Consider the following 24,618-nt stretch of genomic DNA (forward strand, 5'->3'; position numbering starts at 1 on the left):
GAGTTTTTCTGATCGAGAATTAATAAAACCAAAAATCCGGCTGTAAAAACCGTATTCAATTATTTTGATTTCTTTTGCTTTGGAACCTTCAAGCCTGCTTCTTTCGCTTCGGAAATTCCTATTGCAATTGCTTGCTTTCTGTTGGTGACCTTATCTCCGGAACTGGATTTCAGTTTTCCTTCTTTGAACTCCTCCATCACTTTTCCAACTTTCTCTTGAGCTTTATCAGAATATTTTTTAGTTGCCATTTTTTTAATCTTTTGATTTTGGGACGCTTACCGCCAGTTCATAAACTTTGGTATGCATCAGATATTTTGAACGTTCACGTGATGTGATATTTTCTATTTCTCCTTTGAAGAGAACAATTACTGCATCTTCCTTGATCTGCCAATCGGCGTCAGAAAAATATTTTTCATCCGGACTTTTTTCTGTGATCTCCGTCTGTCTCTCTTTTAATTTATCTGCGATCTCCTGAAAACCTTCATCCGAAGAATGCAGAATTTTATAATCTGGGCCAGCAAAAGCTTTATAATATTTATTCTCAGCAATTAGATTTTGAGAATCGTCCTCAACTGGATTATCGTTCCCGTCCAGAAACCCGACCTCAACCAATTTTCCATTTCTTTCTTCCGCAAATTTTCTTGCTTCTCCTACAGACCTGAATCCTGTATAAACAATACTGTTATCGTATTCGTATTTTGTAAGTCTTTCGACGATATTTTCTGTTTCCATAATTTATTTTTTGTGATTGATCAATTCTAATGATGCCTTACGCCTCGTTTGTGGTAGTTCACATTTCTGTCAATTGGATTTTGGTTATTTAGGTGAGCATTTTTATTAAGATTAGAATCTATCTTATTATTGGCTTCAACTAAAAGCTTTGGTGTTTCAAAGTGCAATTTTCTTCCATTTTTGAATATTTCGCCTTCAGCATTTCTGTACATTTCATCTTTTTGGTATCTGTTTCCGTCTGGTGCGATGAAGCTGTTGGACTGCCTTTTTTTCTTCTTTCTCAATTCGTTCATTAAAATTAATGCGCCGCCTGCAGCAAATCCCAAAGCAACTTTTATGGTGTTTTTCATATGATTTATTTTGTAAGTCTAAAAACAAAAGTTCTGCCAAAAGTTACAGAGACAAGATTTTACATCAATTGAGAAAATTTTATGTTATTAAAATACTAAAGAAATTTTGAACATTAAACCAATAATTACGATAACAATTTGAATTAATGCTAATAGCATCTGCCAATTTGACGTAATTGAAAAGTGATTTTATTAAGAAATTTTTAAAATTGGTTAAACTTCGTTAAAAGTGTAACACTAAGTTTTTAGTTCAGACTAATTTAGCATTAAATTTGTGTAACGATAATCTCAAAAAAAGAAATGAATATTAAAATGAAGAATACATTAAAAAAACTGATGCCTTTTGCATTGACCGGTGTTATTTCCGGAGCAACGGTTTTCGGGGCTAGTCAATATTTCAGCTCAGAAAATAATGGAGAAGATTTCTCATATTTCACAACAGCTTCCAAAAAATCCGCATTTGTAGGAATGGGAACAGCAGTTGGCGATGATTTCGTAAAAGCGTCCAAAGCTACGGTTCCGGCTGTGGTAACTATCAAAAATTATCAGGACAGAGCAACTCAAAGAATGCCTGACAACGACATGTTTGATTTCTTTTTCGGACCTGGCAACAGTCCTTTTGGAGGCGGTCAGCAAAGACAACAGCAACCGCCTAAAAATATGCCTTCAGGATTAGGTTCCGGGGTAATTATTTCGCCAGACGGTTACATTATTTCAAATAACCACGTAGTAGCCGGAGCGAATAAACTGGAAGTCGTATTAAGTAATAAAAAATCTTATATAGCAACTTTAATTGGTACTGATCCGAACACAGATATTTCACTTTTAAAAATCGAGGAAAAAGGATTGCCTTATCTTAATTTTGCCAACTCGGACCTGACGGAAGTTGGACAATGGGTCCTGGCTGTAGGAAATCCGCTTGGACTTAATTCAACAGTAACTGCGGGAATCATTTCTGCAAAAGGAAGAAGCATCGACATCCTTAGTCAACAATCCAGGACACCTATTGAAAGTTTCATCCAAACCGATGCGGCGATCAACCCTGGAAATAGTGGTGGTGCTTTGGTAAACGTTAATGGTGACCTTATTGGTATTAATACAGCAATCCAATCAAAAACTGGTTATTATGAAGGTTACGGATTTGCGGTTCCTTCTAACTTGGCAAGAAAAATTGTTGAGGATATCAAAAAATTCGGATTGGTACAAAGAGGATTCTTGGGAATCGGAAGTTTGGACCTGTCCAATGATATGCAAGTTGCGGCTTACAACCAAAAGAATAAAGCCAACCTAAAAGTTGGAGATGGCGTTTATGTAACGGAAGTCACTGATAAAAGTGGTGCTGAAGATGCAGGGATCAAAACTGGTGATATCGTAACGAAGATCGATAATACCGATATTGGAAGCTTTGCCGACCTGTCTTTCGCTATCGGAAGCAGAAGACCTGGCGATAAGGTAAATGTAACTTATACCCGAAACGGTAAGGTCAACAATGTAACTGTTACTTTAAAAGACCAGAAAGGCGGAACATCTTCCAGAAGCAAAGATGACTTGACCGTAACCGAGAAGATCGGTTCCGAGTTTGAGCCTCTTAGCGACAGAGTAAAAACAGACTACGGATTGGAAAGTGGTGTTCTAGCCAAAAATGTTACCGAAGGTGGAGAGATGGACAAAATTGGTGTCGTTGATAATTATATCGTAATGGAAATCAACGGAAAACCGGTCAATTCTCAAAAAGATGTTGAAAAGATCCTGAATGGTTACAAAGGAAATGTTCAGGTAAAATACGTGGACAGCTACGGAAGAATCACAACAAGAGGCTTCAAACTACAATAAATTATTTTCAAAAATATTTAATATTGAACCCAACCATTAAACAGGTTGGGTTTTTATATGGATTTTTTTCTAACTTTGATAAACATCAAATGGTATGAAAAAAATCAAATGTATCGTAATAGAAGACCAGGAGATAGATAGGCTGATGCTCCAGCATCTGATCAAGCAACAAAATATTCTGGAACTTGTGGCGGCTGTTGATTCTGCTGAAAATGCAAAACTTTTTCTTGATGATTCGATAGATCTGCTTTTTCTTGATATCGATCTACCGGAAATGTCTGGAATAGAAATTAGAAAAACTTATCAAACAATTCCTGCTTGCATATTCATCAGTTCTCATCCAGAATATGCGATCGAAACTTTTGAACTTGATACTTTAGACTTCATTTCAAAACCTTTGAAAAAAGAACGTTTCGACTATTCTATCAATAAGCTTATTGATTTTTTCACCCTGCGGGAAAAATCTGAATATTTTGACATTCTCACCGGCACTCAATACTTAAAAATAAAAGAAGGTCACAATATTGTTCAGATAAAGATATCTGATATTATCTATCTGGAAGCTCTGAAAGATTACACCCGGCTGATAACGGCACAGAAAAAGCACTGTGTTCTATCTTCCATTGGTCAAATCTTAAAGGAAAATCATTTTTCAAACTTTATCCGTATACATAAAAGCTATGCTGTTCCTAGGCACCTTATTACAAGAAAAAACAGCTACGAGGTTGTTATCAATAATCATATCAATCTACCGATCGGCAGAGCTTACAAAGAAAACCTAAGTTTTTTTGATTCTTAGAAGTACATAAGTCTCACCAAGGATCAGATCACTTTTGACCTCGATATTGCATTTTATCGATTTGCAGAGATCCCGGATCACGTGTAGCCCCAAACCTTTTTTGATCCCGATGCTGATATGATCATCATACAGAGCTTTGAATTTTTCAATATTAGCTCCCCCGCCATTATCAGAGATCTCGATAAAACTTTCATTATTTTCTTCCCAGGCCTTACAAATAATGTGAGCCTTGGATCTATCCTGTAAAACTTTTATGCTGTTATTGATCAAATTTCGGATAATCGTTTTCATATATTCTTTATCCGTAAAGACAATCATATTTTCCGGAAAATGAAATGAAACATCAATATTCTCCACCCAGACAAATTCTTTTTTGGTATCAGAAAATATCTCTTCTATTTTATAATGTCTGAACGAAGGGACAAAATTTTCCATTTGGCCTTTACTCCAAAGCAGAAGGTCTTCCATCTGTTCCAAAAGTTGCTCCGTTGCTGTTGTCGTTTGCAACTCGAGACGCTCTTTTGTTTCTTTATCCATCATTTCCGGTGCTTCTTTTTGGAGATGGAGAAAATTGATCAATGAGATCACAGGGCTCCGAAGATCGTGATTCAAAATTCCGAAAAATTGCATTTTGGTTTTGTTGGCTTTGTCAAGTTCAGAATTAAGCACCATTAATTTTTGATTGATTTTTTTCCTATTTCGACTCTGATAATAAACTAAACTTCCAATAATGGCAATAGCAACCAATCCTGAAATAAGATAAATCCGTTGTTTTTTTGAATTTTTAATTGTCAGTTCATGGATTGTATTTTCACTGACCAACGATTTTATTTCCTGCTGCTTGCTTTTGTTCTGAAACTTTGCTTCTGCGTTAGCAAGGCTTTGTTTCCCAGATTCTACAGAAAGAGAGTCATTGGTCTGGCTGTAAGCTTTGTAATATTTGTAAGCTTTCTCCCAATGTTTTTGAGCCGCATAGCTTTCGGATAGTTTTTTATTAATTTCTGCAAAAAACCGCTTGTCATAGATATATGCAAAATTCAGCGCTTTAGTAAGAGTTTTAATAGCTTCGGAATATTTCCCTTGCCCGACAAGCACTTTTCCTTTTACTGTATTGGCTTCCATCAGGATTTCTTCATCATTTGATTTTGTAGCAAAAAATAAAGCTTTATCTGCATAATCATCTGCCAGCTCCAGCCTATTTTTTTCCAAATAAAATTCTGACATATTCCGGTTTGCGTAGCTTACATTAAGAAAAAGCATCTGATTATTGTATCCAATTTGATACAACTCTTGATAGTATTTTTTCGCCAGATCTATATTTCCCAAATGCGTATAAGCTTCGATATAAGTATTATATAAAAAAGCAATCCCGTCTGATCTTTTAAGATATGGAACGGCGTAATTGGTGTATTCTACTGCTTTTTCATATTGCTTCATATCATTATAGGCATCTGCGATCTGCAGGTATGAGATGCCAATATTATTGCTGGTCTCTTTTTTTTCTTTATCCAGCAATAAATAATCGATAGCCTTCAGCTTATAATTAATGAAATTTTCAAATTCAGATCTATCCAGATAATACTCGCCAATACTTCCTAATAATGTTGCTTTAAGATTTTTGGGTTTGATGGTATCAACAATTTTTTTGACATAATCAATGAGTTCTTCCCCTTTCTTATATTCCTTTATAGAATAATACATATAATTGAGCCTCATCAAAGCTAAAACCTCCTGCTCCAGATATTTACCTTTCGCCAGCTCTAATGATTTTTCAAAATAAACCGTTGCTTTTTCATATTGGTTATTGGTATACTCGTAGCCATAACCTTTATAGAAATAGAATTTTGATAAGTATTTAGCATTTTTTTTTGCAAGACCAATTCCAATATCAGCTTCTTGGATTAATAAGGGGTAATTCTCGGTTTCAGTCAATAAATTGCAATAAGAATCCCAAGCCTTGATCTTGTCTTCTGTCGTCTTATATTGCAAAAGATCAGGTTGTTTCTGCGAAAATAGAAACAAGGTCAAATTCAACATCAAAAAAATCCATATTTTACTCATTAATAGGATTTTATAAAAAACTACTTTAAAGCTACGATAATTTTTCTACAAATGTCATTGGTCTATTAAAATTGTCGTTCATCTATTTCATCTTTTTATCGGCTTGTCCTAATTCTACCTTTGGTCAAAGAAAAAATTAACTGTATGGAAAGTAAATTATTAATTCAGCTTTTAATTGTATCCATTTCTCCTTTTGGATTATTGAAAGCCCAGAAAGCAATCGCCTCGACAGGAACAACAGCCAGCGGAAGCGGCGGAAGTGCTTCTTACACTGTTGGACAAATAGATTACAAGCAGAAGGGAACCAATGCTCAGGTAATGGAAGGTGTACAGCATTCCTATGAGATCTTGACCCTTGCTGTAGAAGATTTAGATTCTAAAGAACGAAATATCCTTTTGTATCCCAATCCAGTGAAAGACTTGCTATTTGTCGATTTCAGTGATAAGAATTATCAAGATTCCAATTATGTCTTATTTGATTCTCAAGGAAAATTAATCAAGAAAGGAAACCTCAGCCAACAAAGATCCGAGTTAGACCTTTCTCTCTTACCATCTTCTGTTTACATCATCCAGGTCTTCCAGAAAAACCAGATCATCAAATCATTTAAAATCATTAAAAAATAATCTTATGAAAAAAATTGTATTAATTGCAGCACTTGCCTTAGGAACTTATCTGGTTTCTGCTCAGGCTCCAGAAAAAATGAGCTATCAGGCAATTATTAGAAACACTTCCGGGCAACTTTTGACCAATCAGAATATTGCCGTAAGAGTAAGTGTACTGCAAGGTTCTGCAGCAGGAGCTGCGGTCTATTCGGAAAGAATCACAGGAACTACCAACGTTAATGGACTGGTAAGTCTGGAAATTGGATCAGGAACGGTTCTCAGTGGTACATTCAACACGATCAACTGGGGCGGGAATTCTTACTATCTTAAAACAGAGACCGATCCAGCGGGCGGGACGAACTATACCATAACTGGCACAAGCCAATTATTAAGCGTTCCCTATGCCTTGTATGCAAAATCTGCTGGTGGAGGTGGCAGTAGTTTTACGTTACCATATACTAATACCTTAACCAATGCTTCTGATCTTTTTACTTTAGCCAATAACGGAGACGGAAGCTCTATTGTAGGACAAAACTCTACTACGACATCCAGTATCTCTGCTATAAGAGGAGAAGTTACAAACACAGCTCCAGGCGGTTTTTCTTCAGCAGTAAAAGGTATCAATAATGGTACGGGCGGTCTAGGAATTGGTGTTTGGGGATCTCAGGCCGGATCTGGTTGGGGCGTATATGGTGTGACACCAAATGGTCTTGGAGTTTATGGAAATTCATCAGCCAGTGGAACAGGAGTCTATGCCAATAGCAATTCTGGCACAGGTCTTACGGCAACCAGCACAAACGGAATTCCTGCAAGTATTTCCATATTTAATAATGCCAATAACAATAATGTTTTGAATGCATCTACAGTTGGTAGCGGAGATGTTATCAGTATTAGTACAACTGGAAACGGAAACGGAGTCGATGCTTCCAGTACCGGAGGATCCGGAATTGACGCTGCTACGGCAGCACAAACAGCAGCCGGAGTAATTGGTCGTAATAATGGTGCAGGTGAAGCCGTTGTGGGACTGACAACTAGTGATATTGCAGGTGCAGTTGTAGGACGTAATGACGGTGGAGGTTATGGTGTTCGTGGATTTGTTGCTACTAATACATCTAATACAGGTATTGGAGTTTATGGACAAGTTGGAATTAATAACAGTACAGGTAGAGCCGGAAGATTTGAGAACTTTAATAAAGTTAATACAGAAGCCAATATCTTAGAAGTTGAAAGTAATTCCAATGGTAATATCCCTGATAATACTTTGGGCAATGCGTCTTCTTTTCTTTTAGACAATACAAACAGTGTAGGTGCAGCAGTAAGAGCAGAAGTCAATACTATTTTTGGAAATTTTGGAGCTGCAGGTGTTTTCGGAGTATCATCTGGAACTGGTGGTAGAGCTGGTTTATTTTATGCTTCCAATCCGGCAGGAAATGGCGCTGCTTTAATTGCATTAACAGATGGTAATGGTAATGCCATTACTGCCAACGCAGGTAAAGACGGCAATGCTATGGAAGCCAATGTAGATGGTGCAGGAACTGCAGTATATGGCTGGGTTCCTTCATTTGGAACAGGTCGAGCCGCCAGATTTGAAAATTTCAATGAAGACAATGATAATAGTGTGGTCAATGTAAAGACTATTGGAAATGGAGCTGCCGGTAATTTTTTGGTGGATAACACACAAGGTACATCTCCTGCAGTTATGGGTGAAGTCAATTCTATCTTTGCCAATTTTGGCACAGCCGGAGTCTATGGTAGATCCTCCGGGACAGGTGGGTATGCTGGTCTATTTTATGCAAGCAACCCTTCTGGTAACGGACCAGCACTTCTAGCACTCACAGAAGGAGCAGGTAATGGAATTACCGCAAATGCAGGAGGAAATGGTGATGGTGTAGAGGCAACCGTAGATGGAAATGGTAGCGCAATATATGGTTGGACACCCAATTTCGGGACAGGACGAGCGGGAAGATTTGCCAATTTTAATGCCTCCAACGGACAAGCTACTGTACAGATTTCATCTAACGGGACTGGAAATACCCTCCTAATCAATCATACTGGCGCGTCTGGAAACCTCGCCACATTCCAGAGTGCAGGTGCCAACGTGGTTAGAATCAACAAAGCGGGAAGAGGATTTTTCAACGGAGGAACTCAAAATAGTGGTGCTGACATTGCTGAAGCATTTGATGTAGAAGGTCATATTTCGCAATACGAAACAGGAGATATTTTGGTAATTTCAACTGATTCTGACAGGACAGTTGAAAAATCATCGAAACCATACTCAAACTTAGTTGCTGGTGTTTATGCAACAAAACCCGGCGTTCTTTTAACTGAAGAAAATATTGATACTGATATTTCTGACAAAGTTCCAATGGGAGTAATCGGAGTAATTCCTACAAAAGTTTGCCAAGAAGGCGGCACAATCAAAAGAGGAGATTTATTAGTAACCTCTTCTATACCTGGTGTAGCGATGAAAGCCGATATCAACAAGCTAAAAGTAGGACAAGTTCTGGGAAAAGCCTTGCAATCCTATGATGGAAATGACATCGGCAAAATCAATGTTTTAGTAAGTATCAAATAATCTATAATCCATATTAAAATGAAAAATTTATATATCACCATATTAATGATTGCAGGAACATCTTTTGCAATGGCTCAAGAAAAAAAAACCACAGAGGAAAAACAAGAAATCCCTAAAGAAGTGATGGAAGCCAATGCCAAAGCTTATAAAGACAAAGCTTCTGAAAAGAAAGTTGAGAGAACTGGTCTAGCCTCGGAACAAGGACTTCAAAAATCAAAAACTCAGAATAGAGCCTCAGCTCCTTCTGGTAAAACGATTCCTGGGACTTCGGACATTTATGAAATTAAGGCAAGTATCCCCGGAAGAGCTATTACCAATAAAAAGCAGACCAGCACAAAAAAACAAGTACAAGGATTGCCAAACACAGCAACATTAGCTGAAATAAAGAAAACAATTCCTAAAAACTAACTATTAAATTTTAAAAGGGCTTATCGATTTGATAAGCCCTTTTTCATTTATTTTCAAAATCATTCTGAATGTAGAAGACAAAACAATATTTTTGCACTTTAATTATTCCTGTGAAACTTTTCAACTCTTATATCAACACTTTCAAAGGACTTTCCAGAGAAGCCTGGATGCTGTCCATTGTAATGCTCATCAACCGTTCCGGTTCGATGGTTTTGCCGTTTTTGGGAGTTTATATGACAGACCATTTAAAATTTTCTCTAGAAAATGCAGGAATAGTTTTAAGTTTTTATGGCATCGGTTCTGTGCTCGGTTCCTGGTTGGGTGGTTATTTGACAGATAAATTCGGGGAATATTATATTCAGACCTGGAGTTTGTTTCTCAGCGCACCGATATTTTTAATCATTCCGTTTTTTCCAAGCGTGGAAATGATGGCTGTTCTGATATTTCTTCAAAGTACAATAAGCGATACCTTTCGTCCTGCGAATTCTGTGGCAATCACCAAATATGCAAGACCCGAAAACCTAACGAAGGCTTTTTCCCTCAACAGAATGGCAATCAATCTCGGTTTTTCAATTGGTCCGGCTTTGGGTGGAATCTTATCAGGGATTTCTTACGATTTTCTGTTTATCGTTAATTTCATCGGCGCAGTCCTTGCCGGAGTTATCTACGTGATATTTTTCCGGAAAAGAAATAAGATCTTCCGGGAGAAAAAGAAATCAGAAACGTTTGAAGTAATCAAAAAAACAGGAAAATCACCTTACAAAGACTATCCGTTTTTATTGTACAGTTTCTTGTGTACTGTTTTCGCGATTTGTTTTTTCCAGTTTTTCAATACGATCCCGTTGTTTTATAAAGAAGTTGGAAAGCTAAGTCAAAGTACGATTGGATTTATTTTAGGTTATAGCGGATTTATCATTGTATTGTTGGAAATGCCTTTGGTAAGTATTGCTGAAAGAACGTTGAAGATTCCTCAAATTTTATTTCTGGGAGCGGTATTAGCCGGATTATCCTATTTGATGTTGGTACTTGGAAGCAACATTCTTTGGTTGATCATTTCGATGACGGTGCTTTGTATCGCAGAAATCTGGGCTCTTCCATTTATGTCAACAGTGACAGCACTTCGTTCGGAACGTGGTAACAAGGGCGCTTATATGGGTGTGAACGGAATTGCATTTTCTTTTTCGTTTATCATCACACCGTTTCTGGGAACTTATGTAGTGAGTCAATTTGGGTTCGATAGTTTGTGGTATGGTTCTTTTGCTATTCTGGCAATATCGGCCGTTCTTCTTTATATCGTTGTGAAGAAGATGATTCCGAACAGATAATTTTTCTAATTCTGATTTCGCAATTCTATTAGATCTAAAAACAAGTTATTTAATCGCAAAGATTTTTCGAAGAGCAAGTTGCCAAAGTATCAACAAATTGAAGTTTTGATGAAGTTCATGATTTATAAATCGCTTTTTAAATCAACCTGTCGATTCTTCGTCTTCTTTAAAAAACCTTATTTCTTCAACAAAATCTTTCCGTTTACAGCTAGAACTAAATCAATAATTAATTTCCTCACAAACCAATAAAAAAACTATTTTTGTTCAACTCAAATTTGAACAATGAATCCGGGAACTGTTTTATTATTATTCGTTTTTGCCTATTTTATAGGGCTTTTGGTCATCTCTTATTTTACAAGCCGTAACTCGGACAACCAGTCTTTTTTCATTGGAAACAAGAAAAGCAAATGGTGGCTGGTGGCGTTTGGGATGATCGGGACGTCGCTTTCGGGTGTGACGTTTATCTCGGTTCCGGGGACAGTTGGGAAGATGACGGCGGGCGATTATGCGTTTGGCGGTTTCGAATATTATATGATGGTGATTGGGTTTTTCATCGGTTATTTTATTGTGGCCGGGGTTCTGCTTCCGCTTTATTACCGGATGAATCTGACTTCGATTTATACTTATCTGGGTCGAAGATTCAATGTGGAGGCGCATAAAATTGGGTCTTTATTTTTCATTATTTCGAGAGCGATTGGGGCGACGGCGAGGTTGTACTTAGTCGTGAATATTCTTCAGATTTTTCTGCTTGAGAATCTTGGTGTTCCTTTTTGGGTAACGGCTTTCGTGTTGCTTTTGATGATTTTGCTTTACACTTTTGAAGGTGGCGTGAAAACGATTGTGATTACGGATACGTTGCAGACGTCGTTTATGATTTTGAGTTTGATTGCGTGCATCGTTTATATTTTATCAAATCTGAATTTGTCTTTCGGCGAAGCTTACTCGATTTTGGAGCAGAAACAGTACACACATTTCATCAATACTGACATCAATTCCAAGACTTTTTTTCTGAAAACCATTCTGGGCGGGATGTTCATCACGATTGCGATGACTGGTCTTGACCAAGAAATGATGCAGAAAAACATCTCGGTGGACAACCTGAAAAACTCGAAAAAGAATATGCTGACGTTTGCCGGAACTTTGCTTTTTGTGAATTTGGCGTTCTTATTTTTGGGTGGATTACTTTATCTTTTTGCGATACAAAATGGTGCAGATTATTCCCAAGTCACAAATATGGTTGACGGAAAAGAAGTCATTACTAATACTTTCGGCTTCAAAGATGCGGCGGGTAATGTGACCAATATTATGGGCGACGACCTTTTCCCGGCGTTATCCCTCAATTATTTTCCGATGGCAATTTCTGTGATTTTTATCATCGGTTTGATTTCCGCTCTGTTCCCTTCTGCTGATGGTGCTTTAACGGCGGTGACGAGTTCTTACTGCGTGGATTTGCTGAATCTGAACGAAGACCAGCAAAAAACCGAGAAACAAAAGAAACGCTTGAGAATGAAAGTTCATTTGACTTTCACCGTGATTTTCTTTGCATTGATAATGGTTTTCAAAGCGATCAATGACAAATCGATTGTTTATCTGATAATGGAAGTTGCGGGTTATACTTATGGCCCATTGTTGGGATTATTTGCTTTCGGAATCTTGACCAAATATCAAATCACAAAGAAATATTCGATTTTGGCCGTGACGATTTTGGCGCCGATTGTAACTTACATCATTAATTATCTGGTAACGAATAACACGGATTACAGAATTGGTGTAGAGCTGATTATTTTGAACGGGTTTTTGACGTTTGTGGGGTTGTGGTTGGTGAAGGCGAAAGGGAATATTGAAAATAAAGTAACTGCATAACTTGCATTAACCACAAAAGGCATAAAAGAATCACGATCCTTTCAGTTGTTTAAAGTCTTATGAAGTGATGGACAGTCTATCCTTTTTAAATTTTTTTGAATTAGTAACTATGATTTGCTTTTGTGCCTTTTGTGGTTGAATTTTTAAATATGAAAACCCACACCACCAATTACACCAACACTTTAATAGAAATCGCAGAAGATTCTCCGGTTTCTGCATCGGTGATTCCGGTTGTGAAAAAAGATAAAAAGACGATTGCCAATTATCAATACGAGAAACTTTCCAAACATCCTCTGAAATATACTTCCGACGAATTGCTATTCGATATTTTTGCGGAACGCAATAATATTTCGCCTTCAGAATTGGAAGAAGAGAAACAAAACTTTTTCTCAAAAGGACAGGCTTGTCTGCGGACTTCGCCTTTAGCCAAGAAAAATGGATTCGGGATTTTTCATAATCAGGATTCGAAAGTTCAATTGATTCCTGCTGAGTCGGAGGAATATCAAAAATTGTTGAAAGATGATTCTGTCAAAAAAATTAGGGCGATGAAGTCTAAAAAAAATAAATAGGATTGGGCTTTAGCCCATTCTCAATATAAAATATCAATTAGGCTTTAGCCAAAACTCACATAACATTTGGCTAAAGCCTTTTTTCAAAAATTACTAAACATCGGGCTGAAGCCCGACGCAATTGAATAACCTATTTCTATAGTTTATGGATTCAATCAATTTTAAAATTAATTCCGACCAAGAAATCTCGCAACTATTTCTAAAAAACAATTGTTCTGACTTTCACTCGGCTTCAGAATTTATCAAAAACTTACCTTACCGAAGAAACCTCAACAAAGACAATCTCGCTACAGTTTTCATTGATGAATGTGGAACTTGCAGCACAAAACACGCTCTTCTGAAAACATTGGCAGAAGAAAATAATCAACCTGATTTTAAACTGATTCTCGGAATTTTCAAGATGGATGGAAATAATACGCCTAAAATAAAATCAGTTTTAGAAACTTACAATCTCGATTATATTCCGGAAGCGCATAATTATCTGAAATTCAAAAATTAGATTCTTGATTTCACAAAAAAGAATTCCTCTGAAAATGATTTTATCAATGACCTTCTGGAAGAAACAGAAATCCAGCCTCATCAAATCAACCAATTCAAAATAGAATTTCATAAAAACTATTTGAAAAACTGGCTTTCAGAATATCCTGGAATTCCTTATTCTTTGGACGAATTATGGAACATTCGTGAGTTCTGCATCCAGACTTTGAGTTAAATTCTTGCTTCTTACTTTGTAAGAACCCAGCGTTTTACTTTTCTTATTTTTGAAGTAATGTGAAAGGTGGCTTTCATCTGTAAACCCGAACTCATAAGCAATCTGCTTTATCGTATTCTGTCCGGATTCTATCCGTTTTTCTATGAGTGCCAATCGGTAATTGTTGATGTAGTTACGGTAAGACATTTCGAAATTCCGTTTGAAATAAGCACTGAAATATGTCGGCGAAATATTAAAATGTGATGCAATCGTCTTGATTCTAATCATTTCCGGACGATAGATATTCTGATGAATGTACGAAATCAAATCTTCCTGACTCGGGACACCGTTATCGATTCTGACATTCAGTTTAGCAGAAGCTTCACGAATCAATCCAAATAATGACAAAACTTGGAAAAACATAATCGGCGAAGTCGTCACATCGCAGATCTTATCATAATCGATAATATTCTCCACGGTTTTCCTGAGAATCGTTTTGCAGGGTTCATCGAAGCAAAGTTTCATCTCTTTCAGCATCGGATTCCGCATAATATCAATTGGGGAAGCGGTCATCAAAGTGTCCGGTGCAAGATGTTTATTACTTTCAAAAAAACTGTCATTGAATTTGATAAAAGCAAATTTAGTCTGCTTCTTAATATCGAAATAATGTTCATCATCAGGAGAGATCAGAAACAAATCTCCAGCTTTATAAGGCATTACCAAATGATTGAGATGATGGCTACCACAACCTTTGAAGATATAGACCAACTCATAATAAGTGTGGCTGTGACGTGGCAAAGGATATTCTTCTACATCAAAAGAATCGATTTCCAAAGGATTAAACTGCTTTCTCTTCATATCACAAATTTACAATAATATATCAAAATATTACATCCGATTTTACAACTCAAAAAACGAAATTTGTAAAACTTGATAAGTTCAACTCAAATTCAATTATAAAATCAATCAACAAAATGGAATATAGAAAATTAGGAAACAGCGATTTAGAAGTTTCGGCAATCACTTTCGGAGCTTGGGCTGCAGGCGGTTGGATGTGGGGAAGCACAGACAGAAACGAAGCCATCGAAGCAATAAAAGCATCTTATGATGTCGGCGTGACCTCCATCGATACTGCTCCAATCTACGGACAAGGAACAAGTGAAGAAATTGTCGGCGAAGCGATTAAGGAAATTTCTCGTGATAAAGTTCAGATTTTGACCAAATTCGGGATGCGTTGGGATTTGGCCAAAGGCGATTTTGCGATGCACAGCAAAAATAATGATGGGCAAGATATCGACGTTTACAAATATGCCGGGAAAGACAGCATCATGTACGAATGTGAACAAAGTTTGAAACGTCTGGGAACAGATTACATCGATCTTTACCAAATCCATTGGCCGGATTCTACAACGCCAATCGATGAAACCTTCGAAGCAGTTTCAAAATTGATTGAACAAGGAAAAGTTCGTTTTGCCGGTGTTTGCAATTATGATGCCCAACAACTGGCGGAAGCGGAAAAAACCTTGAATTTGGTTTCCAATCAGATTCCGTTCAGTATGGTGAATCGTGGAATTGAGAAAGAAACCGTTCCTTATTGCATCAAAAATAACAAATCGATTTTGGCCTACAGTCCTTTGGAAAGAGGTTTGCTGACTGGGAAAATTCATAACGGATATCAATTTCAGGAAGGTGACCATCGTGCAAGTCACAAGCATTTCCAGCCTGAATTTATTGAAAAAACAAATCAGCTTTTAGATAAAATCAAACCGATTGCCGAGAAACACAATGCAACTTTAGGACAATTGGTTTTGCGTTGGACAATTGAAAGACCAGGAATTACGATTGCTTTAGCCGGAGCCAGAAATGCAGAACAAGCGGTCCAGAATGCAAAAGCAATCGAAATCGATCTCTCAAGAGAAGAAATTAAAACAATTGATGATTTGGTAAATGCTTTTTAAACAATGAATGAAATTTAATTAAAAAAAGAAAAATGGAATATAGATTTTTAGGAAAATCAGGATTGAGAGTTCCTGTCCTCAGTTTTGGAACGGCAACTTTCGGTGGCGAAGGCGATTTCTTCAAAGCCTGGGGAAATACGCAGGTTGACGAAGCCAAAAACCTCATCAATATTTGTTTGGATGCAGGCGTTAATTTATTTGATACGGCGGACATCTATTCTGATGGAAAATCAGAAGAAGTTTTAGGAAAAGCGATTGAAGGAATTTCCCGTGACCAATTGATTTTATCAACAAAATCAACTTTTACTTTTGGCGAAGGACCGAATAATCAAGGTTCCTCCCGACATCATATTTTAAAACAAATTGAAGGCAGTCTGAAACGTTTGGGAACAGATTACATCGATGTTTATCATATGCACGGCTTTGATGGAAATACGCCTATTGAAGAAACATTGAAAGTTTTGGATGAATTGGTAACGAGCGGAAAAGTAAGATATATCGCGGCCTCCAACTTTTCAGGTTGGCATCTGATGAAGTCTATTGGAATTTCGGAAAAATATGGATGGAACAAATATGTCGCCCATCAGGTCTATTATTCCTTAGCAAACCGCGATTACGAATGGGAATTGATGCCACTCGGATTAGACCAAAATGTCGGCGCAATCGTTTGGTCGCCATTGGCTTCGGGAAGATTGAGCGGAAAACACGGAAGAAACAAACCGATTCCCCAGGACGGAAGAATCGCCCAAGGCGGAAGTCCTGTGCCGGAAGCTGTTGTTCAGGAAGAAATTTTTTACAATACCGTCAATGCTTTGGAAGAAGTCGCAGGAGAAGTTGGAAAAACCGTGGCTCAAGTTGCGCTTAATTGGCTCTTGCAACGTCCAACAGTTTCCAGCATTATTATTGGTGCGAGAAATGAGGAACAATTAAGGCAAAATCTGGAAGCTGTCGGCTGGAATTTGACTCGTGAACAAGTTGAAAAACTGGACAAAGCAAGTGAAGTTCCGCCAACTTATCCATACTGGCATCAATGGAAAAATAAAAGTCTGAATCCAGCGCCGGATTTTTACAGTCATTTGAAGTAAGTTAGTTCAGTAACTAATATCGATAGGAATAGGCTTCAACTCATTTTAAAAAGAAAAGCGGAGTTGGTTTTAGCCGAAAGTTAATTAAAATTTTGGCTAAAGCCTGATAATGATAATTTTTGACATCGGGCTAAAGCCCGACGCAATTGATTTAATGAATTTGAATTAAAATAAACTTAGAAATATAAATTATGAAAGACTTCAAAACGATTTTCTTCTTTCTTAGATTACCAATCGCCATTTCCTTATTCGGTCACGGATTCGTAAGACTTCCGAAACTGGAAATATTCAGTAATTGGATGGTAACATCAATGGAAAAATCTGCAATTCCAAGCTTCATGATTGTACCTTTCAGTTACATTTTGCCAATTGTAGAATTGCTGATTGGGCTGTCACTATTAATCGGATTTCAAACCAAATATACTTTGTTTACAGGATTGGTTTTGATGAGCATTTTAATATTAGGAAGCTCATCTATTGAAAACTGGAGCGCAATTGAAGCGCAGTTGCTACATTCTGCCTATTTGGGTGGATTGGTTTGGTTTTGGCAGAAGTACAAACCGGAATCCAATCATTAAATTTAAAATCTTATGAAATTTTTAAAATATTTAGCCCTTTTATTCTTATCAATTAATTTATCCGCTCAGGAAGGACGTCCGATTCTGGATATTATGCTGACGAATTATCAATATCCCTACGAAGTTCACTTTCTGAATTTCAAAAGTCAGAATCAGGACTTGAAAATGGCTTATATGGACGTAAAACCAGAAAAGCCAAACGGAAAAACAGTTGTTCTGCTTCACGGGAAAAACTTCAATGGAGCTTATTGGAAAACGACGATTGAAGCTTTGAAAAAAGAAGGATTCAGAGTTATTGTTCCTGACCAAATCGGGTTTGGAAAGTCATCAAAACCGACAGAATATCAATTCAGTTTTCAGCAATTGGCTCAAAATACCAAAGCAATTTTAGATGAATTAAAATTAGATAAAATTTATCTTCTGGGACATTCGATGGGCGGAATGGTTGCGACAAGATTCACATTAATGTATCCTGAAACGGTTGAAAAATTAATTCTTGAAAATCCAATCGGACTGGAAGATTGGAAACTGGTTGCGCCTTACATTTCCATCGATAAAAATTATGAAACCGAACTGAAAGCCAACTACGAATCCACAAAAAAATATCAAAATGGATTCTACTACGACAATAAATGGAAGCCTGAATATGACGAATGGGTCTATCTTTTGACAGGATGGACAAAAGCGCCAGACTATCCTAAAGTCGCTTTGGTAAATGCCAAGACTTCGGATATGATTTTCACGCAACCCGTGGTTTATGAATTCCAAAACCTGAATGTTCCAACGTTATTAATTATTGGAACAAGAGACAGAACAGCAATTGGAAAAACCAATGTAAAAGATCCAAAAATAGCTGAAACAATGGGACGATATGACTTATTAGGAAAAGCTACTCTGCAAAAAATAAAAGGTTCAAAATTGGTAGAAATAGAAAATGTAGGGCATCTTCCGCATATCGAGGTTTTTGATCAATTCATAAAACCTGTCAAAGAATTTTTAAAACAATAAATTATCAAAATGAAAAAAGTAAATATTAAAAATACAGACTTAGAAATCGCTCCAATCAATTTTGGAGGAAATGTTTTTGGATGGACTTTGGACGAGAAAGAATCATTCAATATCTTGAACAAATTCGCAGAAGGAGGATTCAATTTTATTGATACAGCCGACACCTATTCTTGGTGGGTAAACGGAAAAGGCGGACAGTCTGAAGAAATCATCGGAAAATGGATGAAAGAGAAAAAGAACCGACAAGACATTGTTCTGGCTACAAAAGTAGGCTCGGAAACGAAAGAACACGGTTTTGACATCAGTAAAAAACACATTCTTAAATCTGTGGATGAATCTCTGAAACGTCTTGGAACAGACCATATCGATTTGTATTATACCCATTTTGATGATAACAAAACGCCTGTGGAGGAAACTTTATCAGCTTATGACGAAATCGTAAGAGCGGGAAAAGTAAGATATATTGCAGCATCTAATGTTTCGCCGGAAAGATTGATTGAATCTTTTGAAGTCGCTGAGAAAAATAACTTTCCAAAATATGTTGCTTTACAGCCTCATTACAATTTGGTGGAAAGAGAAAAATTCGAAACAGAATATGCGCCATTGGTTGAAAAATTTGGATTAAGTGCATTTCCCTATTGGTCTTTGGCTGCAGGATTTTTAACCGGAAAATACAGAACAGAAGCCGATTTTGAACAACAACAAGAGGTGGTGGAATCAAGAAATATTTTAATGATAAAGGAAAAGCAGTTTTGAGTACACTTGACAAAGTTTCCGAGAAACATCAATCTCAGCCTGCAACGGTTGCTTTAGCTTGGCTGTTAGCCAATCCTTTGATCACTGCACCAATCGTAAGTGCAACCAGCGAAAGACAATTGCAGACGATTTTCGATGCGCCGAAATTAGAATTGGATTCGGAAGATCTGGAAATCCTTAATCAAGCTTCAAAATAACCAATGATAGAAGAACAATCGAAATTGAGCAAAACTCAGGTTCTGGGAATGGCCGTTGTAGCAGGAATTTGTGTTTCAAATATCTACTATGCACAGCCCATTCTGCATCAGATCGCGGAAACATTTAAAGTTTCCGAAAGTAAAATGGGAATCATGGTCGGTTTGGGGCAAGTCGGTTATGGTGCGGGATTATTGACCCTGGTTCCTTTGGGCGATAAGGTCAACCGCAAAAAATTGATATTGGTTTTACTAGCCATTTTATTCTGTATTTTGGCAGGAATAGGAATGGTTTCCAATTATTATTTCATTTTCTTATTTAGCTTACTGTTGGGTTTGACTGCGGTTGCAGCGCAGGTTATTTTACCAATGGCAGCGGAATTATCAGGGAATGAGAAAGGTAAGAATGTTGGAATCATCTTTACAGGAATTCTTGTCGGGATTTTGATGGCAAGAGTTTTCAGCGGTTATATTTCCGAATGGAGCAATTGGAAAATGGTATATTACATCTCAGCCGGATTTACGATTTTTTCATTGGCATTTGTTTATTTCAAATTACCGAGCGTCAAGCCGACTTTCAAAGAATCTTATTTTAAATTAATTTCATCCTCATTTTATCAGTTAAAACGATTCCCTCAACTGAGATTATTAGCATTGATGGGCGGAATTGCTTTCTCCATCTTTTGCTCATTCTGGACAACCTTGACATTTCTTTTAGTTGAAAAACCTTACAATTATAGTTCTGACACCATCGGGCTTTTTGGAATGTTGGGAATTGCCGGTGCTTTGGTTGCACCAATGATTGGAAAAGCTTCTGACAAAGGAGAGTCGAGCAAAACGCAGCTAATCGCAAGTATTATTTTGTTAGCCGGCTCGGTTATTATTTTCCTGTTCCCGGATTATCTGTTATCCATTATTTTAGCAGTGATCTTCATTGACGTTGGCGTTCAATCCATTCAAGTGACAAATGTTGCTTTGATTTACAGGTTAGACCAAAAAGCAAACAGCAGAATCAACACGATTTATATGACCTCTTATTTTGCCGGCGGTGCAATCGGAACTTTTATAGGCTTGAAATGTTGGGAACTTGGTGGATGGCATTATGTCGGTTTACAGCTCGTTGTTTTCAGTATTTTTGTATTTTTGATGAATATATTCAAAACAGTAAAATCTAATACTAATAAATAGAAACATTCTTTATGAAAATTTCAATTGCTTTATTAACATTATTTTTAGGAATCCAGATCGCATCTGCTCAAAAACTGAAAACAGTTTCTTATAAGGACGGCGAGCAAAAACTTCTTGGGATGGTAACGTCCAATGCAGGAAAAAAACTTCCCGGCGTTTTGATTCTTCCTGCCTGGAAAGGCATCGACAACGAAGCTAAGAATGCCGCTCTCGAATTGCAGAAACAAGGTTATATTGCTTTTATAGCTGATATTTATGGTGAAGGCAATCTCCCGGCAGGCAACGAAAATGCTGCCAGACTTGCAAATACTTACAAAAAAGATTTCGCTCTTTATCAGAAAAGAATTTCTCTGGCTTTGGAGGAATTAAAAAAAGCTGGCGCCAACGTTGATAAAATTGCGGTAATCGGCTATTGTTTTGGTGGTACAGGAGCTTTGGAAGCTGCAAGAGGAAACTTACCTGTTGTAGGTGTTATTTCCATCCACGGCGGTCTATATAAAGATCCTGAGAGACCGAATGACCCAATTACAACTAAGGTTTTGGTAGAGCATCCGGCAAACGACAGAAGTGTTCCGCAGCTACATTATGATGCTTTCATAAAAGAAATGAACGATAGCAAGGCCGATTGGCAAATCATAACTTATGCCAACACAACGCATACTTTTACCAATCCTGAAGCACCGGATTATAACGAAGTAATGGCAAAACGCGCATGGAATCATACCTTGATGTTCCTGAGAGAAATCTTGAAATAGAAATTATACTTTAGATACTAGAAGTTAGAAAGACAGCTTAAGAGCTGTCTTTTTTATTTTTTAATCAATAATGAAACGATGTCTTGGATTACTTTCTGAGAAACAAAATGCATAAAATCTAGTCTTTCCAGATGTGGCAGAAATAGTTTTGAGGCCACTTCTTCATTTTCGATTCTAATCGAATAAAAAACCGTTCCCACATCTTTTCCATCCTCCCCTTTTCCCGGACCAGCCACGCCTGTTGTAGAAACCGAAATATCTGTTTTAAATAATTTTTGACAACCAATCGCCATTTCAGAAGCGACTTCTTCACTCACAACTGTGAATTCTTCAATTGTTTTTGGATTGACATTCAAAAGCTCGATTTTCTTCTGTGTCGCGTAAGTCACAACACCTCCCAAGAAATAATTGGAACTTCCTGCAACCGAAGTAATCAGATGTGCTAATTCTCCCCCGGTACAACTTTCTGCAACCGAAATTGTCAGTTTTTTATCAGTCAGTAACTCGCTAAGGATCTTCTCTATCTTATCTTCCTGCGTAGCGATGATATTTTCTCCGATCAGAGGAAATAATTTTATGATTTCGTTCTCCAGTTCTGCATTCAGTAATTCCTGTGAACTTCCAGAAGCAGTCAATCTTAATTTTACCCTCGTTCCAACAGGTAAATAAGACAAACTGATATGTTCCGGCAAAGCCAATTCCCATTCTTCAATGGTTTCTGACAAAATACTTTCCGGAATATCAACGACTGAAACTATTCTGGTTACGATATGGTCAAGTGATAATTTTTCTTTCAGAAAAGGTATGATCTGGTCTTTTACTAAAGGTTTTACTTCGTAAGGAACGCCTGGCAAACTAAAACAATATGTTCCATTTTTCTCCAGAATCATACAAGGCGCTGTTCCAAAATAGTTGAGGAAAATCTTTGCCTTCGACAAAACCATCGCCTGGTCTTTGTTATGCTCCAAAATCCAAAGTCGGTTTCTTTTTTCCAGATAAGCTCTGAGGTGTTCATAGATTGCGTCTGAGAAGATCATTTCATCTTCGAAGAATTTTGCATAAGCCTTTTTGGTAATATCATCTTTCGTTGGCCCCAATCCACCTGTTGTAAAAACAACATCAGCCATTTCAAAAGCTTTCCCTAAAGTTGAAACAATCGCTTGTTCCTCGTCCGGAATTGTAAAAATAGAAAGCACTTTTATCCCGATTTCTTTGAGTTGTGTTGCGATAAAATTGGAATTGGTATCAACGGTATTTCCCGAAAGGATCTCGTCACCGATAGTGATCAGAACTGCTGTTTTCATAAAGACAAATCTCGGAAATATTTTATATTTTCAACCACATAGACACATAGTTTTTTCAGATTGAATAGAGACTCTGATTGCTATTTTACCTTCTAAAAATTGATCTATCTCTATGTGACTACGTGGTTTTATTTTATCTTTGATTAAAACTTGGGAATGAAATCATCTTTCTGGAACAACTACAGCAACATTATCCTGCTTCTCATCGGAATTTTCATCGGAAGCCTTGTCGGAATTTTCGTCCCGGATTTTGTGACCTATCTGAAACCGATTGGCGATATTTTCCTTAATCTGCTGTTTGTAACAGTTATTCCTTTGGTGTTTTTTGCCATTGTTTCAGCCATTTCCGGCATCGAACAGCAAAATCAACTGGGTAAGATCATCGGAATAATGGCCTTGACTTTCCTGAGTTTCATTTTGATTTCTGCAACATTTTGTATCATAATGGTTTACCTTTTCCCAACCGAAACACCGAAAAACATCACCGAAACCATATCAGAAAACCTTCAGAATACGGCGAATATCAACGACCAGATCGTTGGATTTTTCACTGTCAGCGAGTTCTACCATTTGTTTTCGAGACAAAATATGCTTGCACTTTTGGTCTTTTCATTTTTGGTCGGAATATCCATTAGAAAATCGGAAAAAAAAGGCAAAGAATTCCAAAATTTCATCCTATCAGGAAACGAAGTGATGAAACAGCTTTTATTATTGATAATGAAAGTCGCTCCAATTGGATTAGGTGCTTATTTCGCTTACCAAGTCGGAACAATCGGGCCTCAGCTTTTTGGATTTTATGCGAAACCTTTGGGGTTGTATTATATTGCCGGAACTATTTATTTTATCGTATTTTTTAGTCTTTATGCCTTCATCTGGAAATCAGGAAAAGGTGTGAAAGCTTTTTGGAAAGAAAGTCTTTTACCTACTGCAACCGCAATCAGTACATGCAGTAGTTTGGCGACAATGCCAGTCGCCATCGAATCTGCAAAAAGAATGGGCGTCCCTGCTTCTATCACCAATGTCGTAATCCCGATTGGAACTACGATCCATAAGAACGGCTCGTCTATTTCATCGATTATCAAGATCTATGTCGCATTTCAATTGCTCGGCTGGAACTTCTTCGAACCAATGAATCTTATAATGGCTTTGGGAATCACCGTTTTCGTAAGTGCCGTCGCTGGCGGAATCCCAAATGGCGGTTACATTGGGGAGATGCTGATGATTTCGGTTTACAAAATCCCGCCCGATGTTGTTCCTGCTGTTATCATTATCGGGACTTTGGTTGACCCTTTGGCAACTGTTCTTAATTCCGTCGGCAACATTCTCGCAAGTATGATGGTCTCCAAGTTTGTGAAAACCGAAGTTGTTTAATTTTTTTAGGAGCTTAATCCCGCTGTCCACTATATCTTTTTTGTTTTCACAACGTTTGCCATTTGATTGAAGCGAGAATCAAGAAAACAAAAAAGGATGCCGTTTCCATCGGGGCTAGTTAGCAATTCGCTGTTTACTCACTTCTCTTGACTGGTTCCAGATTTTCCAGCTCTTCCGGTGTGAACAATCTATAATGAACTTTGAAGGTTTTTCCCAAAGACGTTTCCAAAGAAAATCCACCAGGCCCCCAGCCATCCAGGACGTCCAGCGTAAAATGGGAATATTTCCAATACTCGAACAAGTCGCGGTCTATCCAGAATTCGTGACCATTGATGGTTCCAATCATGGCGTCGTTCATCCTTGGGAAATAACCACCTTTCTCGAAACATTGTGGCTGTGTCCCTTCGCAACAGCCACCAGCCTGGTAGAACATCAGTTCGCCGTTTTTCTTTTCCAGTTCCCAAATCACTTCCAATGCTTTTTCGGTTACGGAAAGTCTTGCTATTTTATCTTTGGTTTCCATATTTTTCTTTTAAAATTAAACTTATAACAAAATCCTTCGACTTCGCTCAGGATGACATCGCTAATACTAAATTTTTATCAATATTGTCA

The 24,618-nt window shown here is 37.4% G+C and carries 25 protein-coding genes; 18 read left to right on the top strand and 7 right to left on the bottom strand.

Translation table 11 applies throughout. The features are described 5' to 3' along the window. Positions 1 to 59: 59 nt before the first annotated feature. Genes BLT30_RS09710 through BLT30_RS09720 form a run of 3 tightly spaced genes read right to left on the bottom strand, consistent with a single transcriptional unit; the run spans position 60 to position 1,082 of the window. On the bottom strand, positions 60 to 248 hold the full coding sequence (locus tag BLT30_RS09710; RefSeq protein WP_089873356.1) for a DUF6496 domain-containing protein: 189 nt from the start codon (positions 246 to 248) through the stop codon (positions 60 to 62). A gap of 4 nt (positions 249 to 252) precedes the next feature. Beyond that, positions 253 to 732, bottom strand: coding sequence for a hypothetical protein (locus BLT30_RS09715; protein WP_089873357.1), 480 nt, complete (start codon positions 730 to 732; stop codon positions 253 to 255). 26 nt (positions 733 to 758) lie between these two features. Further along, positions 759 to 1,082, bottom strand: a complete 324-nt coding sequence (locus tag BLT30_RS09720) for a hypothetical protein (RefSeq protein WP_089873358.1) — start codon at positions 1,080 to 1,082, stop codon at positions 759 to 761. Between the two features lie 312 nt (positions 1,083 to 1,394). Here BLT30_RS09720 and BLT30_RS09725 point away from each other — a divergent pair, with 312 nt between their 5' ends. Together BLT30_RS09725 and BLT30_RS09730 are read left to right on the top strand one after the other, a co-directional pair. After that, complete coding sequence (locus BLT30_RS09725) at positions 1,395 to 2,915, top strand: trypsin-like peptidase domain-containing protein (protein ID WP_089873737.1); 1,521 nt, start codon at positions 1,395 to 1,397, stop codon at positions 2,913 to 2,915. Positions 2,916 to 3,009: 94 nt separating this feature from the next. Continuing rightward, positions 3,010 to 3,714, top strand: coding sequence for a LytR/AlgR family response regulator transcription factor (locus BLT30_RS09730; RefSeq protein ID WP_089873359.1), 705 nt, complete (start codon positions 3,010 to 3,012; stop codon positions 3,712 to 3,714). Here BLT30_RS09730 and BLT30_RS09735 read toward each other — a convergent pair. Further along, the gene (locus BLT30_RS09735) at positions 3,694 to 5,775 is read right to left on the bottom strand and encodes a tetratricopeptide repeat-containing sensor histidine kinase (protein ID WP_089873360.1); all 2,082 of its coding nucleotides are present in this window, start codon (positions 5,773 to 5,775) and stop codon (positions 3,694 to 3,696) included. The two genes, BLT30_RS09730 and BLT30_RS09735, sit on opposite strands and share 21 nt — an antisense overlap. Before the next feature lie 144 nt (positions 5,776 to 5,919). Here BLT30_RS09735 and BLT30_RS09740 point away from each other — a divergent pair, with 144 nt between their 5' ends. The 7 genes from BLT30_RS09740 (at position 5,920) to BLT30_RS18355 (ending at position 13,617) form a co-directional block, all read left to right on the top strand. Then, complete coding sequence (locus BLT30_RS09740) at positions 5,920 to 6,399, top strand: T9SS type A sorting domain-containing protein (protein ID WP_089873361.1); 480 nt, start codon at positions 5,920 to 5,922, stop codon at positions 6,397 to 6,399. Positions 6,400 to 6,403: 4 nt separating this feature from the next. After that, the gene (locus tag BLT30_RS09745) at positions 6,404 to 8,953 is read left to right on the top strand and encodes a beta strand repeat-containing protein (protein WP_089873362.1); all 2,550 of its coding nucleotides are present in this window, start codon (positions 6,404 to 6,406) and stop codon (positions 8,951 to 8,953) included. A gap of 18 nt (positions 8,954 to 8,971) precedes the next feature. Beyond that, positions 8,972 to 9,361, top strand: coding sequence for a hypothetical protein (locus tag BLT30_RS09750; protein WP_139166618.1), 390 nt, complete (start codon positions 8,972 to 8,974; stop codon positions 9,359 to 9,361). A 167-nt stretch (positions 9,362 to 9,528) separates the two neighbouring features. Beyond that, positions 9,529 to 10,686, top strand: coding sequence for an MDR family MFS transporter (locus BLT30_RS09755; protein WP_089873738.1), 1,158 nt, complete (start codon positions 9,529 to 9,531; stop codon positions 10,684 to 10,686). Between the two features lie 282 nt (positions 10,687 to 10,968). Continuing rightward, entirely contained in the window at positions 10,969 to 12,549 is a 1,581-nt protein-coding gene (locus BLT30_RS09760; protein WP_089873364.1) for a sodium:solute symporter, read from the top strand. Positions 12,550 to 12,698: 149 nt separating this feature from the next. Next, on the top strand, positions 12,699 to 13,118 hold the full coding sequence (locus BLT30_RS09765) for a DUF6157 family protein (RefSeq protein WP_089873365.1): 420 nt from the start codon (positions 12,699 to 12,701) through the stop codon (positions 13,116 to 13,118). Between the two features lie 145 nt (positions 13,119 to 13,263). After that, the gene (locus BLT30_RS18355; RefSeq protein WP_245707152.1) at positions 13,264 to 13,617 is read left to right on the top strand and encodes a hypothetical protein; all 354 of its coding nucleotides are present in this window, start codon (positions 13,264 to 13,266) and stop codon (positions 13,615 to 13,617) included. A 171-nt stretch (positions 13,618 to 13,788) separates the two neighbouring features. Here the strand turns inward: BLT30_RS18355 and BLT30_RS09775 are convergent, their stop codons facing one another. Continuing rightward, the gene (locus BLT30_RS09775; protein WP_089873366.1) at positions 13,789 to 14,667 is read right to left on the bottom strand and encodes an AraC family transcriptional regulator; all 879 of its coding nucleotides are present in this window, start codon (positions 14,665 to 14,667) and stop codon (positions 13,789 to 13,791) included. Positions 14,668 to 14,783: 116 nt separating this feature from the next. On the opposite strand from BLT30_RS09775, the gene BLT30_RS09780 reads away from it, so the two are divergent. From BLT30_RS09780 to BLT30_RS09810, 8 genes are all read left to right on the top strand, one after another. Further along, the gene (locus BLT30_RS09780; RefSeq protein ID WP_089873367.1) at positions 14,784 to 15,767 is read left to right on the top strand and encodes an aldo/keto reductase; all 984 of its coding nucleotides are present in this window, start codon (positions 14,784 to 14,786) and stop codon (positions 15,765 to 15,767) included. 32 nt (positions 15,768 to 15,799) lie between these two features. Continuing rightward, the gene (locus BLT30_RS09785) at positions 15,800 to 16,852 is read left to right on the top strand and encodes an aldo/keto reductase (protein ID WP_089873368.1); all 1,053 of its coding nucleotides are present in this window, start codon (positions 15,800 to 15,802) and stop codon (positions 16,850 to 16,852) included. A 191-nt stretch (positions 16,853 to 17,043) separates the two neighbouring features. Beyond that, the gene (locus BLT30_RS09790; protein ID WP_089873369.1) at positions 17,044 to 17,430 is read left to right on the top strand and encodes a DoxX family membrane protein; all 387 of its coding nucleotides are present in this window, start codon (positions 17,044 to 17,046) and stop codon (positions 17,428 to 17,430) included. Between the two features lie 12 nt (positions 17,431 to 17,442). Next, positions 17,443 to 18,438: an alpha/beta fold hydrolase gene (locus tag BLT30_RS09795; protein WP_089873370.1), complete on the top strand. Its 996-nt coding sequence runs from the start codon at positions 17,443 to 17,445 to the stop codon at positions 18,436 to 18,438. Positions 18,439 to 18,447: 9 nt separating this feature from the next. Then, complete coding sequence (locus BLT30_RS09800; RefSeq protein ID WP_317040526.1) at positions 18,448 to 19,194, top strand: aldo/keto reductase; 747 nt, start codon at positions 18,448 to 18,450, stop codon at positions 19,192 to 19,194. Continuing rightward, on the top strand, positions 19,191 to 19,391 hold the full coding sequence (locus BLT30_RS18450; protein ID WP_317040527.1) for an aldo/keto reductase: 201 nt from the start codon (positions 19,191 to 19,193) through the stop codon (positions 19,389 to 19,391). The genes BLT30_RS09800 and BLT30_RS18450 overlap by 4 nt, the downstream gene beginning before the upstream one ends. A 3-nt stretch (positions 19,392 to 19,394) precedes the next feature. Continuing rightward, on the top strand, positions 19,395 to 20,576 hold the full coding sequence (locus BLT30_RS09805; RefSeq protein ID WP_245707153.1) for an MFS transporter: 1,182 nt from the start codon (positions 19,395 to 19,397) through the stop codon (positions 20,574 to 20,576). Between the two features lie 11 nt (positions 20,577 to 20,587). Continuing rightward, entirely contained in the window at positions 20,588 to 21,331 is a 744-nt protein-coding gene (locus BLT30_RS09810) for a dienelactone hydrolase family protein (RefSeq protein WP_089873371.1), read from the top strand. 53 nt (positions 21,332 to 21,384) lie between these two features. Here BLT30_RS09810 and BLT30_RS09815 read toward each other — a convergent pair whose 3' ends face one another. Beyond that, positions 21,385 to 22,635: a CinA family nicotinamide mononucleotide deamidase-related protein gene (locus BLT30_RS09815; protein WP_089873372.1), complete on the bottom strand. Its 1,251-nt coding sequence runs from the start codon at positions 22,633 to 22,635 to the stop codon at positions 21,385 to 21,387. A gap of 156 nt (positions 22,636 to 22,791) precedes the next feature. Between BLT30_RS09815 and BLT30_RS09820 the strand changes: the two genes are divergently transcribed. Beyond that, entirely contained in the window at positions 22,792 to 24,006 is a 1,215-nt protein-coding gene (locus BLT30_RS09820; RefSeq protein ID WP_089873373.1) for a dicarboxylate/amino acid:cation symporter, read from the top strand. Between the two features lie 133 nt (positions 24,007 to 24,139). On the opposite strand, the gene BLT30_RS09825 is transcribed toward BLT30_RS09820, so the two are convergent. Beyond that, positions 24,140 to 24,529, bottom strand: a complete 390-nt coding sequence (locus BLT30_RS09825) for a DUF779 domain-containing protein (RefSeq protein WP_089873374.1) — start codon at positions 24,527 to 24,529, stop codon at positions 24,140 to 24,142. Between the last annotated feature and the right edge of the window lie 89 nt (positions 24,530 to 24,618).

This window comes from Epilithonimonas hungarica (genome assembly GCF_900102265.1).
GTDB lineage: Bacteria > Bacteroidota > Bacteroidia > Flavobacteriales > Weeksellaceae > Epilithonimonas > Epilithonimonas hungarica.

Coding starts and splice junctions, on each gene's coding strand:
- BLT30_RS09710 (WP_089873356.1), bottom strand. CDS start 248: ATGGCAACTAAAAAATATTCTGATAAAGCTCAAGAGAAAGTTGGAAAA.
- BLT30_RS09715 (WP_089873357.1), bottom strand. CDS start 732: ATGGAAACAGAAAATATCGTCGAAAGACTTACAAAATACGAATACGAT.
- BLT30_RS09720 (WP_089873358.1), bottom strand. CDS start 1,082: ATGAAAAACACCATAAAAGTTGCTTTGGGATTTGCTGCAGGCGGCGCA.
- BLT30_RS09725 (WP_089873737.1), top strand. CDS start 1,395: ATGAAGAATACATTAAAAAAACTGATGCCTTTTGCATTGACCGGTGTT.
- BLT30_RS09730 (WP_089873359.1), top strand. CDS start 3,010: ATGAAAAAAATCAAATGTATCGTAATAGAAGACCAGGAGATAGATAGG.
- BLT30_RS09735 (WP_089873360.1), bottom strand. CDS start 5,775: ATGAGTAAAATATGGATTTTTTTGATGTTGAATTTGACCTTGTTTCTA.
- BLT30_RS09740 (WP_089873361.1), top strand. CDS start 5,920: ATGGAAAGTAAATTATTAATTCAGCTTTTAATTGTATCCATTTCTCCT.
- BLT30_RS09745 (WP_089873362.1), top strand. CDS start 6,404: ATGAAAAAAATTGTATTAATTGCAGCACTTGCCTTAGGAACTTATCTG.
- BLT30_RS09750 (WP_139166618.1), top strand. CDS start 8,972: ATGAAAAATTTATATATCACCATATTAATGATTGCAGGAACATCTTTT.
- BLT30_RS09755 (WP_089873738.1), top strand. CDS start 9,529: ATGCTGTCCATTGTAATGCTCATCAACCGTTCCGGTTCGATGGTTTTG.
- BLT30_RS09760 (WP_089873364.1), top strand. CDS start 10,969: ATGAATCCGGGAACTGTTTTATTATTATTCGTTTTTGCCTATTTTATA.
- BLT30_RS09765 (WP_089873365.1), top strand. CDS start 12,699: ATGAAAACCCACACCACCAATTACACCAACACTTTAATAGAAATCGCA.
- BLT30_RS18355 (WP_245707152.1), top strand. CDS start 13,264: ATGGATTCAATCAATTTTAAAATTAATTCCGACCAAGAAATCTCGCAA.
- BLT30_RS09775 (WP_089873366.1), bottom strand. CDS start 14,667: ATGAAGAGAAAGCAGTTTAATCCTTTGGAAATCGATTCTTTTGATGTA.
- BLT30_RS09780 (WP_089873367.1), top strand. CDS start 14,784: ATGGAATATAGAAAATTAGGAAACAGCGATTTAGAAGTTTCGGCAATC.
- BLT30_RS09785 (WP_089873368.1), top strand. CDS start 15,800: ATGGAATATAGATTTTTAGGAAAATCAGGATTGAGAGTTCCTGTCCTC.
- BLT30_RS09790 (WP_089873369.1), top strand. CDS start 17,044: ATGAAAGACTTCAAAACGATTTTCTTCTTTCTTAGATTACCAATCGCC.
- BLT30_RS09795 (WP_089873370.1), top strand. CDS start 17,443: ATGAAATTTTTAAAATATTTAGCCCTTTTATTCTTATCAATTAATTTA.
- BLT30_RS09800 (WP_317040526.1), top strand. CDS start 18,448: ATGAAAAAAGTAAATATTAAAAATACAGACTTAGAAATCGCTCCAATC.
- BLT30_RS09805 (WP_245707153.1), top strand. CDS start 19,395: ATGATAGAAGAACAATCGAAATTGAGCAAAACTCAGGTTCTGGGAATG.
- BLT30_RS09810 (WP_089873371.1), top strand. CDS start 20,588: ATGAAAATTTCAATTGCTTTATTAACATTATTTTTAGGAATCCAGATC.
- BLT30_RS09815 (WP_089873372.1), bottom strand. CDS start 22,635: ATGAAAACAGCAGTTCTGATCACTATCGGTGACGAGATCCTTTCGGGA.
- BLT30_RS09820 (WP_089873373.1), top strand. CDS start 22,792: ATGAAATCATCTTTCTGGAACAACTACAGCAACATTATCCTGCTTCTC.
- BLT30_RS09825 (WP_089873374.1), bottom strand. CDS start 24,529: ATGGAAACCAAAGATAAAATAGCAAGACTTTCCGTAACCGAAAAAGCA.